This is a genomic window from Candidatus Thorarchaeota archaeon, from assembly GCA_021498125.1.
Classification (GTDB): Archaea; Asgardarchaeota; Thorarchaeia; order Thorarchaeales; family Thorarchaeaceae; genus B65-G9.
The window spans coordinates 1355863-1367552 of record JAIZWL010000001.1; the positions used below are offsets into that span (position 1 = coordinate 1355863).

Below are 11690 nucleotides of genomic sequence, written 5' to 3' on the forward strand. Positions count from 1 at the left end.
AATGGCCAGTTTGAAAAAGCGACGAAAAGAATCAGACTCTCTTGGCGAAGTCGAGATTCCCCAAGATGCTTACTGGGGTGCGACGACTCAACGAGCTATTGGCAACTTTCAGATCAGTGATCAGACCATGCCGGAGACGTTTATTCTCTCTCTGGCACGAGTCAAGAAGGCCTGCGCTCTAGCCAATATGGAATTGAAAAGTCTTGATGCTGAACGTGGCAATGCCATATTGCAGGCATTAGATGATATTATCGTGGAGAAACGATTTCTCACGCAATTTCCAGTCGATGTGTTCCAGACTGGTTCTGGGACTCAGACTAATATGAACATGAATGAGGTCATTGCTAATCGTGCCAATGAGCTTCTTGGGCAGCCTCTTGGGACCAAGAGCCCGGTTCATCCAAATGACCATGTGAACATGGGCCAGTCTTCGAATGATGTGATACCTACGGCCATGCATCTTGCCGTGCTTGTACAATTATCCGACCATCTATTTCCTGCGACTGAGCACCTGCTTGATGTTCTCGATCAGAAGATTCGGGAATTCACCGGAGTCATCAAGGTGGGGCGAACGCATCTACAAGATGCAGTACCTATCCCCCTCTCTCTGGAGTTTGAAGTGTACCGACATCATATCTTTGCTGCTCTCAGTGACATACAGACGATTCGTGATGACCTTGCACATGTTCCTATTGGCGGCACGATCTTGGGAACTGGTCTTAACGCGGCACCCGGCTTTGCTGAGAGTGTCGTGAAACATCTTCAAAAGATCACACAGCTCCCGATCAGGACCAGTTCAATGAAGGCCGCAGCTATCGCCTCGCACAACCTCTTTGTCCGACTGAGTGGAGCGTTGCGTGCAATGGCTCTTGCTTGCCTAAAGATGGCCAATGACATTCGGTGGATGGGATCCGGTCCAAGAGCCGGTCTGGGCGAACTGCATCTACCTGCAAATGAGCCAGGTTCCTCAATTATGCCTGGGAAAATCAATCCCACACAGGCCGAGTCAATGATTCAGGTCTGTCTGCGAGTGATGGGAAATGATGCGACTATTGCATTGGCCGAAGGTTTTGGAAGCATGCTTGATCTCAATGTTACAAAACCGTTGATAATCACCTCCATACTGGAGTCTATCGATATCCTGGGGAATTCTCAACGCTCGTTTGCTGACAGATGTCTTCTTGAGTTGCAAGCAAATACTACTCGAATGAAGGAGATGCTTGATCGGAGTCTGATGTTTGTGACTCGGCTGGCCCCAGTCATTGGCTATGATAAGGCGGCCGAGGTGGCCAAGGAAGCCCTTCGGACCGGAAAGACGATTCGGCAAGTCGTTAGCGAGATGGGCTTGGAGATTGAGAATATTGATGACTTACTTGATCCCACAGAGATGGTATGACTCGGGAGCTGTATGAAAAGTCCATAGACATATAGAGCGTTCAAGTCAGGATGGGTCCTGAAGAGTCATGGATACAGATACAAAATGGTGTTCATACTTCTCATAATCACTATTTCACTGACTTTTCACACAGAGCCGGGATGAGCGGAGAAGATAAAACTGGAGGAGTCCCAAAAGTCGTGGTACAATGGCCTCCCTCTTCTGTGATTCCACACAAAGCTCAGAAGTGCCCGAAAGTTTATACGTATTTGGTCTATTGAGCGATTGAGGAAGGAATTCTCATGAGTGAAATGGGGCTAGTGGGTCGTGCACTAGGTGCACGAGTTGAACTATGTCGGTCGGTCGGTCGGTCGGTCGTCATAGACGTGCTCTTGTGAAACTACGCACTGTGCTGCTTGTGATCGCAGTGTTATCACCATTGTGGGTCATGCCGCTCTCGGCACCAGTAGTCTCGGATGTGGTGGTGGTCATGCATCATGATCGTGCGGTGAGTACTGCGGTTCAGACAATCAGGGAGAATGATCCGTATGTGCAGGTGGTGGAGTATGGGTCGTTAGAGTATGCTCTGACCATCCATCGAACTGTGGGACGAGTCGTCTGGGTGTCCCATGGCTCGGAGGACGGGATTCTAGCTGGCACGGGCATTATTCCCTGGCGGTCGTTTGGAAGAGTTCTTGATGTACATCCCGGTCTTGATCTTGTTCTTGCCTGTGATTCTGAGGCTGTTCGTGCGTACACGCGTTCTTCTTCAAAGGTCTTAACGTTCAACACAGTTGTTGATGCGGTCATCGGTGGTATCTTGGCCTCCTATTTTTACCTTTCATCTACATCTCAAAACCGCGGTGCTCCATCGACCTCAGCAAGAGACCGTGTTCGAGGGACTGTGGATGTACTAGCAGTAGCAGATGAAGGAATCAACCTAATAATAAGACAAGCACTAGCAAGAGCTGCAAGAATAGCAGTTGGCACAGAGCAACCGTTGTTCCTCTACTTGTCGGAGGTGGAAGAAGCCTACTGGACTGCGATCTCTGTACTTGTGATACTTGGAAAGTTGTTAAACATATACGCAATGGAGACTGCTCCGGTCAGTGGCTATTCAACTCTTGAGAGACTCGTCGTAATGCTGTGCACAAATTTCATGGGTACCGGAGTGGTAGAAATTGCAGACACACTTCTGTACCTCTTCTTTGGTGCGATTGACGTAGTGACTGCGGCAGTACGTATCGTCTCCGGTCTGGTGGAGATTGCAGGAGTATTCATGGAGACGTTATACGCTTGGTTAGGTATATTGCCATTATGGGAGCGGTTGGCCTATGGTGTCATCCTTATCGCCAGTATTGGTGAGTTCATTGCTGAGCTAGCCGGTAGTGCTGGAACTAGCACCGTCTACAAACTGGCAGTGATTCTTCTTGCACTGGCGCCCATCATGCTGAATCTCTACAATGACTGGGTGGACCCAGATCCTGAGGTTGGCTAGATAAAGCTAAGACACATATAATAGACGAATGAATGGATGTGATTGGGTTGATGATTGATTTGAGACAACCAAGAGACATATCAGCTGAACGTGAGGAGAGTCAAGAGGAGGGCTGGTCGGTCCGAGTCCATTCTGCAGTGAGCTAGCCTAGTCTAGGGGTGGTTGGAATGGTGGTGAAGGCACTCTCGTTTAAGGCCATGACTTATTACAAGAAAGTCTTCTGGGGGTTCATTCTCGGAGTTAGCGCATTTGGTTATGGTCTGGGCCTACTTGGATACGGTGAGCCGGTCCTCACGTACGTGCTGATACTGGTATATCTTCCAGGTCTACTGAATATTGCTATCTTGGCCACTCTCGATCTTATGAAGAGCAGAGGCGACCTCCCATCCCTAGAAGTCTTTCTGGGCTATGTGAAGAAACTCTCAATGCCATTCATTGTGTTGGGTATGGTGATATGCCTTCCATGGACGTTCATCTGGGTGCTCTATATTAGAGCGCATCCGCTCTATGCTATTCCAACCCTGCCTCTGGTGTCTGCACTTCTCTATCTCATAGCAATCGTAACATTGTGTGTCTTCTCTGTAGGCTCTCTGACTTATTTCTCCACGCGCATCGTTGACCCGAAGTACCGTGACCTGTTCAAGACAGGGAAATTGGGTGATGATATGCGCACATCATCTTTGCATCTGCAGCTGATTGCATTGCCAATCATCATGTTTCTCCTTCTTGATGGGCCAATTCTCTATGCCCTGGACGTTTTGGTGGGGCGGGAGTATTTTCCAGATCCAAACCTACTCCTGAACATCACGGCACTGTGGGTGATCATGGTCTCGCTGGTGTTGGGACTGGTACTACTGCGCAAGAGTGAACAAGTGGTCGCAAGAGCAATTGCAGAATACCATGCTACTGCTGCTGCTGCTGCAGCACAACAGTCCCAAACATAGATCTCTATCGTAGCAGTTCGTGTCTGATACAACTCATTTCATTCAGCTCATCAATAGTATCGGAGCGGTCTATCCATCCATCCATCCATCCATCCATCTATCCATCTATCCATCTCATATTCAGTTTCAGTTTCAGTAGCGATAGAGGTGAAGGTATAAGGAGCCATACCCGCCCCACGATAGAATGTGGTCTAGCAATTAGCTTTTCATTCTCAGCATTGACTGTTCTTCGTCTGACTGCACCTTTGCTTTGAACACTGAGAATCTATCCTTTTTTAGGTATAGGGGATGAACTTTGAACATGTTGGTCAGCAGTCATATCCATCAGTTCCTCCTCTTCTCTTCAAGGGTTGCCAGCAGCCGCTGAAGACTTGGGCATTCCTGGACAAGACGATAGGAGTTTACATAACATCCGGCCATATCTCACGAATGGCCTTCGCTATGATGGTGAGGTAGTTAGTGCCCACTGCCGTTGGTGGGCGGACGCTGGACCTACTGTTCAAGAAAGTCTAACGTACAATCACCGATTGTTCACAGATATGAGGGCTGTATGAAACGTCCCCTGTATAAATCGTTTAAGGCAGGATGGGTCTTGAAGAGTCATGGATACAGATACAAAATGGTGTTCATACGTAGTTTAACCACTAATTTCCTGACTTTTCACACAGAACCCATGACTCAAAAATCTCCTTAAGGAATGATGCTTTACAAAATATGTTATGCGATACGCTTTGGAGTTGAATGAGTAATTGTACGAGTATGATGCAATCGTTGTGGGTGCTGGTCTCTCTGGACTGAGAGTGGCCATCGAACTTGCTGAGCACTATGAGGTGGCAGTTCTCTCAAAGGTCCATCCCCTTCGCTCTCATTCTGTAGCCGCGCAAGGTGGCATTAATGCGGCCATGAGCGAGAACGATTCCTGGGAGTCACATGCATTTGACACTGTGAAGGGATCTGACTATCTTGCGGATCAAGATGTTGTCGAGGTCCTCACCAAGAACGCACCTCTTGCAGTTATTGAGAATGAACGGTGGGGGACCGCCTTTTCACGGACCGAAGATGGAAAGATCGCACAGCGACCCTTTGGTGGCGCAGCCTTTCCGCGAACATGCTATGCTGCTGATCGGACGGGACATAATCTTCTTCATACGACCTATGAACAAGCACTGCGTCATGGTGTACAGTTTTTCGATGAATGGTTTGTGACATCTCTCGTACGTCAAGGTGATCGAATTGGTGGAGTCACGGCGCTTGATATTGCCACAGGAGCGATTCACGGATTCGCAGCTCGTGCTGTCGTCATTGCTACTGGTGGTTTCGGTAGAGTCTATGGCCACTCGACCAACGCTCTGATCAATACTGGTGATGGTTGTGCCATTGCTCTTCGAGCTGGTGTGCCGCTCAAGGACATGGAGTTCGTGCAGTTCCATCCGACTACTCTGTACGGTTCAAGTATCCTGATCACTGAAGGAGCACGTGGAGAAGGAGGGTATCTTCTCAATAAGGACAATGAACGGTTCATGAAGCGGTATGCTCCGGATAAGATGGAACTGGCACCGCGTGATATTGTGGCCCGTGCCATCAGGACTGAGGTCTTGGAAGGGCGTGGCTTTGAGGGTCAATATGTCCATCTGGATCTACGGCACTTGGGTGCAGAAAAGATCAAGGAGCGACTGCCGGGTATCCGGGAGATCTGCATGCACTTTGCAGGAATCGATCCCATTGAGGAACCTATCCCTGTGCTTCCGGGGCAGCACTACTCTATGGGCGGCATTGACTGTAATGTTCATGGCGAGACCGTACTGAAGGGTCTGTATGCAGTTGGAGAGGCCGCCTGTATGAGCGTTCACGGAGCAAATCGTCTTGGAGGTAACTCTCTACTTGAGACGTTAGTATTTGGTCGCCTAGTTGGGCAAGCTGTTTCCAAGTATCTCGAAGCGGCTCCAAAGCCACAAGCGGCTCCGGTTGATGAGGCCGCATTCACGGTGCGACAGGATCTACAGCACCTGCTCATGCATGATCGCGGTGAGACCCCCGCACAGTTAAGAGAGATTATGCAACATGTTATGGACGAGATGGTGGGGGTGTTCCGGACCAAAAAAGAGCTTGAGACCGCGTTAAGAGAGATCCGTGTCGTCAAGAAGCGGTTTGTAAATGTCAGTCTGGGTCGGAGTGATGAGCGCTTCAACTATGCACTTGTCCGGACTTTGGAATTACGCAACATGCTTGATCTCGCCGAGTCTATAATCTTGGGTGCACTCTCTCGTGAAGAGAGCAGAGGTGCTCATTGGCGACTCGACTTTCCGCATCGTGATGATGAGCGGTTCTTGAAACATACATTGATCACAAAGACTGATGACACGTTCTCGGTCAGTTACAAGGATGTCAATCTTGGCAAATTCGAAGTGAAGGAGAGGAGTTACTAGTGTTATTCCGAGTTGCACGAAGCCGTAGTGGTGAAAAAATTTCGCACTACGATCTCTACAAGGTCGATGTGAAAAAAGGTATGACTGTCTTAGATGCACTGTTCCAAATCCAAAACTATATGGATCCAAGCCTATCCTTTCGATATTCCTGTCGTGGAGCTGTGTGTGGTAGCTGCGCCATGCTCATCAATAAGGTTCCCCGGCTAGCTTGCCGAACGCAGATTCTTGAGCTTGCTGATACCAAGGTGAAACTGAAACCTTTCCTTGCTCTGACAGAAGCCCCTCTTGGTTGGAACCCTGAGTCCGAAGTCCTCGTTGAACCTCTCCCAAATCTTCCTATCCTCAAAGATCTGATTGTAGACATGGCTCCCTTTTTTGATGCGCTAAAGCAGCTGGAGTTATGGGTTGTTCCGAAGGAAGGTACTGAGCCACGAAAGCAGAGTCCTGAAGAACGCAAACTCATTGATCGCTACGTCAACTGCATACTTTGTGGTCTCTGCTATGGTTCTTGTCCGGTCAATGCGGAGCACAAGGAGTATCTTGGTCCTGCTGCATTGGCCAAGTCCTGGCGATTCTATCAGGATACAAGAATTGAGGAACGCGAGCGTTATCTTCAGGCTGCTCTTGCTCCCAATGGGGCACCACTGTGTGACCTTGTGATGAACTGTGTTCGTGTCTGCCCGAAGGATGTTGCTCCTGGTGGCGCAATTCGCAGGATCAAACAGAGCGGTTCATCATAGTTACTTGATATTGTCGATCAGTGGGGAAAACTCGAAGAGGTCAACAAGCATCTTGGCTGCACGTTCATAATGTCTCTTGCATTCCTCTTCAGGCACTCCATCTTCAACCGATGGTATGATCTCTGCAAAGATCTTCTCGTGAGAAGAGATGTCTGGTGTAAAGCCATGCAATGCCAATAATGACTCAGACGCATGATTTCTAACAAGATACTCTGGGTCTGACACTGCCGTGAACAGAGCTCTGATGACCTCTGGTGTATTATATCTTCGAAGACTTATTGCCGCTTCGATCTGCTCGCTCCATACTCCTGATTGCAGAAGCACCTCAATGATTCCATCTACATATGTGGTGGTTTCTTCTATCTCATTCAGCGCAATACATACCTGTACCTTTAGGTCACCAATCGCACTCTTGAGAACTTCCTTTAAGACCGGTACTGCTCTCTGTGATCTCAGCTCTCTTAGACCCATTGCAGCATACTTACTTCCTTCACGTAAGGACTGTATGAGCATCTCCTCGGCCTTTTTGCGTTCTTCCCCTTCGAGGTATGTGACCGCTTTCGGATCGATCCCATCATGCCACATCATATATGGATCACCGAAAAAATTCTCCATAAAATAGTTCCACTTTGTGCTAGGCATAGATACTATACACCTTGGCTCTTCTATTATTGATTCCTTGTTTATTGTACTACTTCGTAGTAATCGTCGTTCTCACTCTCGATCTTGTTCTTCGTTGTCCTAGGTAAAATAAATTCAAAAGTATTATATTGGCGTCTATGCCTCTTGTGTTTGTCATTATCTTTTCAGGCACTGGTCCTTTTGGTTCAAGGTGCCACTTGATTTCAATTAGGTCGGATTCACTCTTCCCACCATGGGCTCTCCTCCTCGCCATCCCAAGGTGTGATCTCTGGTTGTTTTCCTTTTTTTACGAGAAGCAGGCCTATGATAATGTGGATTGGTACGGGGCCAGCATAGCCAATCCCCCCCGTTGTCATGACGATGATGAAATATATGACAGCTGTTATTAATGGTATAATTATACTCAGTATTGCAGAGCCAATAAACTTGGCAAAAGAAATTCTGTTTTGAATATAGCGCACTACTCCGTATGCGAAGATGAGCATTGGCAGTGTGAAGGGAAACGACGTGATCATATATGATGGATTGAGGAATTGGAATTTTGCATCCGATGTCCACGGATTTGAATTATACGTCCATAGCAGTGCAAACATTATGAACTGTATTGAGGTTGTGCCCCCTCCATAGGCGCTTGTGGGCAGTACTATTGCTGGAGTCAACGCGCACGTCATAAAAATAATAAGCCCAATAATATACAAAACGCGATTGCTCTTCGAATCTGAGGATCCCTCTTCCATTTTGCATCTCCTCTGATTCTTTATTACACGTTATCGATAAAAAAACTTCTACTGCCGTAATACACTCTAAAAATCTTCTTTGGTTGAGAAATGTGCAGGTTGTTGCCCTGCACATGTCGGTGTTGCGGTATTCCTACTTGTCTATTCATGGATTACTACTTCGCAGTGATCATGCCCCATGGCAACACACATGGTTTCTTCTTGAAACAAATTCTTGTTTATTCCGTGGGTTTCTAATAGTGACTGGATTATTGTTGAAAAGCCGGAAAGAAGATAGCACTTGCCTTCGGTCTCTCCAGAGTACAGACCTGTGTTATAGCTGTTATCATATCTGACTACAATCCGCACTGGATCCAGAGATATTTCAGTGACTGACAAGTCGCCAATGCCCCTGAGAGTTGCAATTTTGAAGTATGTTCGTATTTGATCCTCAGGTGAGAGTCCGGCGTATTGCTTTGCAAGAACCTTTCCCAAGATTTTGCCTCCGGATGCAGAGGCATCATATATGACGGCATAGGTCCCATCTGGTCCAATGGTTTCTTCCATTCTTTTTTGTAGGCCTGCAAGCCAAGGTACTGATGCCAAATAGACACGTCCATCACCTTGCTTTATCACGCCGTTTTCGTAGCTTAGAGATTCTAGCATTTTTTTGAATTCTTCACTCATAATACTGTCACCTTGGGGTAAGGAGATTTTCAGAACGTCTACGTTCTTGGAGGCAAAGGTCTGAGAAATACTGTATAATAGTTCTTAGTATATATTTGGAAACGGACTATTCGCTATTTTCTGATAATTCTATTCTGTAGTTGTTTTCAAAGTCAACAGTTGTCCTTCACGATAGGCTCTCACTACATCTGCTACAACCGCTGCATTTTCAGGAAGAGAATAAACAGTGATGTACTTTCCTCTGAGTAGAGCAAGCGGGCCCTCTCCAATATTATCGACCGTAACAGCTGTGACTCCTTCTCTACTTAGAACACCGAGAGCCAATGGCCCCTTTTTCTTTTCGGCCTCATATGCTGGATTCTCAATAAAATGCATCCCATTGACTTCTGTCGCATCAAGATCAACAATACAAAAATATCGCGTCTTTCCAAAGTGTCGCTGCACATGAGCCCTCGCTCCGTCCGCGGTATCTACCGGGATGACCAGTTTCTTTCTCACACGGCCATCAGGCTCCACATGGATGGTGACTGACTCTAAATCTGATATTTTCTTGCGCAGTCGTTTTTCAAGAATGTCCGATAGCTCGTGGGCCTCATCAATGGACAGATCTCTTCTAACGACAAGATGCATGTCCGCAAAATAAACTGGTCCTGCTCTTCGAACTCGGATATCATGAACATCCACAATACCTTCTATTTCTGATGCGATCTCATGAACTTCTATGATGAGTTCGGGACTGGTTCCTGCATCCATCAGTGACATAATTGCATCCTTGGCCAATCCGCCTCCCTGAATGATAATATATATACCAAGGCCAAGTGCCACAAATACTTCGATTATTGTCAATCCCTGTGTTGAGAAGGCAACTCCAATAAACACCATGATGCCTGCGTATACATCAACCATTGAGTGAGTTGCGTCCGCAATAAGGCTCTGGCTTCTTATTGCCTTCCCTACGCTCAGCTTATACCGTGACAGGAGGAAATAGGTCACAGCCGAGAGGGCTGCAGCAAGAAGAGGGATGACGGAAACAATGATTGGCTCCGGTGCGATTAATTTATTTATACTCTCGTGAATGATTTCAAATCCAGATAGTATTATCATGATTGCAACAAAGAGAGAGGCAACGGTTTCACCCCGATAATATCCATATGGAAATCGTTCATTGGGAGTTCTTCCTGCGAGTCTGAGTCCTGACAGGATGAGCGTCGAGGCTAAAATATCCGATAGTGAATTCGACGCATCCGCAACTAGAGCCATACTATGATATGTAGTTCCTACTGTCCCCTTTACAATCGTCAGCATTACCATAGCAAGTATCGAACTCTTTGCTACAGTTTCGCCTTTTTTGAAGCGAAGTGGATCGTGGCCGGCAGGATTTTCCTGATCATTGTTCTTCTAAGTGATGGCGTACTTGCTCTTGAAGGTTGTTACATGTATGATGAAGGAATTGCGTTGTAAGTTGTCTTATGCATGATAGTGGTCACATATGAGGATATGCTGTCTTCTTTTAGGATTCACACCTCTGGACCTGCTTCCCTATTATTTTCACACCCGCTTTTTCCAAATCATCTGTTTCTAAACCGAGTCGTTTCAGCAGGAGATTGAGGGCTACTGGTGATTTGTCACAGGCAATCCAACGACGGTTCAGTCGTTGCGCTGCTACTGCTGTTGTCCCTGATCCTGCAAAAAAGTCGGCAACAAGATCGCCCCCTTCAGAAGAGCATTCGATAACCCTTTTCAATAGTGCGAGGGGTTTTTGGGTCAGGAAGCCTGTAAACTCCTCAGATCCCCCTTGAAGAGGCGGAATGTCCAACCACAAGTCCGAAACAAGTACTCCTTTTGTATCGTGCAAATATTGTTTTTTCGAATATCGTCCATTCTTGCTTGTGTAGATGAAACCTTCTCTCCACCATTTATCCAGCGTTTCTTTCTTGTACAGATACGGTGCTACGCGCCCACGCCACTCGAATTGCTTGCGACCTGCGCCTCGCTGAATTCCATGGGCCTCGATCTCGATGAGTCTGAACTGGCCACGCTCATCTCTATAGCGATAAGGTTTCATCGATTTCTCATCATGTTTCCTATAGATTGGTTTGACCTTGAATTTCGAGGCGTCTTTTGCGTAGAGGAGAATCACGTCATGCTGAGTACCGAAACCTGTGCTCTGTGCCTTTGGGCTGTTAGTTCTTCTCCAGATGATTTCATTGACAAAATTAGACTGGCCGAATATTTTGTCCATCATCACTTTTGCGTAGTGGCTTGTCCGTGTGTCAAGATGCAGCCAGAGGCTACCGTTCTCAGAGAGGAGATTTCGCATTAATCTGATGCGAACCCGCAGGAATTCCAGATACTCGTCCAATCCGCCTTTCCACTTATCGCTGTAGGTTTCGACTTCATGTAGATTCGGTGCTGCGGTCCCGCTCCCACCGTGCAGGCTCTTGAGTGTGTAATCAGTCCCCGAGAAAAATGGCGGATCAATGTATATTGTGCGAACCTGTCCTTGTAATTCTTTGAGTTGCCCCTCTAATGGATTGAGACAATCATCATGGATGATGATATTCTTCCACTCACTCATAGTACACTTGGATGAGAGCACATACTTATGATTTTCGTTACCAGTTACTAATATTAAGGGCCATTCCCAATGTGTATTATTACG

At 47.0% G+C, this 11690-nt stretch carries 10 protein-coding genes; 5 read left to right on the forward strand and 5 right to left on the reverse strand.

Annotated features, from left to right (window positions below):
• Positions 1–10 precede the first annotated feature (10 nt).
• The 5 genes from K9W43_06450 to K9W43_06470 all read left to right on the forward strand — a co-directional run bounded on the left by K9W43_06450 (position 11) and on the right by K9W43_06470 (position 6983).
• The gene (locus K9W43_06450; protein MCF2136870.1) at positions 11–1396 is read left to right on the forward strand and encodes a class II fumarate hydratase; all 1386 of its coding nucleotides are present in this window, start codon (positions 11–13) and stop codon (positions 1394–1396) included.
• A gap of 331 nt (positions 1397–1727) precedes the next feature.
• On the forward strand, positions 1728–2873 hold the full coding sequence (locus K9W43_06455; GenBank protein ID MCF2136871.1) for a hypothetical protein: 1146 nt from the start codon (positions 1728–1730) through the stop codon (positions 2871–2873).
• A gap of 167 nt (positions 2874–3040) precedes the next feature.
• Positions 3041–3817 (forward strand): hypothetical protein, encoded by a 777-nt coding sequence (locus K9W43_06460; GenBank protein MCF2136872.1) that lies wholly within the window; start codon positions 3041–3043, stop codon positions 3815–3817.
• A 749-nt stretch (positions 3818–4566) separates the two neighbouring features.
• Positions 4567–6243: an FAD-dependent oxidoreductase gene (locus K9W43_06465; GenBank protein ID MCF2136873.1), complete on the forward strand. Its 1677-nt coding sequence runs from the start codon at positions 4567–4569 to the stop codon at positions 6241–6243.
• Entirely contained in the window at positions 6243–6983 is a 741-nt protein-coding gene (locus K9W43_06470) for a succinate dehydrogenase/fumarate reductase iron-sulfur subunit (protein MCF2136874.1), read from the forward strand. The genes K9W43_06465 and K9W43_06470 overlap by 1 nt, the downstream gene beginning before the upstream one ends.
• Here the strand turns inward: K9W43_06470 and K9W43_06475 are convergent, their stop codons facing one another.
• The 5 genes from K9W43_06475 to K9W43_06495 form a co-directional block, all read right to left on the reverse strand.
• A complete protein-coding gene (locus K9W43_06475; protein MCF2136875.1) occupies positions 6984–7625 on the reverse strand; it encodes a HEAT repeat domain-containing protein in 642 nt (213 codons plus the stop codon).
• Between the two features lie 218 nt (positions 7626–7843).
• Positions 7844–8284 (reverse strand): hypothetical protein, encoded by a 441-nt coding sequence (locus K9W43_06480; GenBank protein ID MCF2136876.1) that lies wholly within the window; start codon positions 8282–8284, stop codon positions 7844–7846.
• 219 nt (positions 8285–8503) lie between these two features.
• Positions 8504–9028 (reverse strand): hypothetical protein, encoded by a 525-nt coding sequence (locus K9W43_06485; protein ID MCF2136877.1) that lies wholly within the window; start codon positions 9026–9028, stop codon positions 8504–8506.
• 129 nt (positions 9029–9157) lie between these two features.
• The gene (locus K9W43_06490) at positions 9158–10348 is read right to left on the reverse strand and encodes a cation diffusion facilitator family transporter (protein MCF2136878.1); all 1191 of its coding nucleotides are present in this window, start codon (positions 10346–10348) and stop codon (positions 9158–9160) included.
• Between the two features lie 190 nt (positions 10349–10538).
• Positions 10539–11606 (reverse strand): site-specific DNA-methyltransferase, encoded by a 1068-nt coding sequence (locus K9W43_06495; GenBank protein MCF2136879.1) that lies wholly within the window; start codon positions 11604–11606, stop codon positions 10539–10541.
• Between the last annotated feature and the right edge of the window lie 84 nt (positions 11607–11690).

What these genes read in the sequence shown, in the direction of transcription:
- K9W43_06455 (MCF2136871.1), top strand. Translation starts at nt 1,728, where the DNA reads ATGTCGGTCGGTCGGTCGGTCGGTCGTCATAGACGTGCTCTTGTGAAA.
- K9W43_06460 (MCF2136872.1), top strand. Translation starts at nt 3,041, where the DNA reads ATGGTGGTGAAGGCACTCTCGTTTAAGGCCATGACTTATTACAAGAAA.
- K9W43_06475 (MCF2136875.1), bottom strand. Translation starts at nt 7,625, where the DNA reads ATGCCTAGCACAAAGTGGAACTATTTTATGGAGAATTTTTTCGGTGAT.
- K9W43_06485 (MCF2136877.1), bottom strand. Translation starts at nt 9,028, where the DNA reads ATGAGTGAAGAATTCAAAAAAATGCTAGAATCTCTAAGCTACGAAAAC.
- K9W43_06495 (MCF2136879.1), bottom strand. Translation starts at nt 11,606, where the DNA reads ATGAGTGAGTGGAAGAATATCATCATCCATGATGATTGTCTCAATCCA.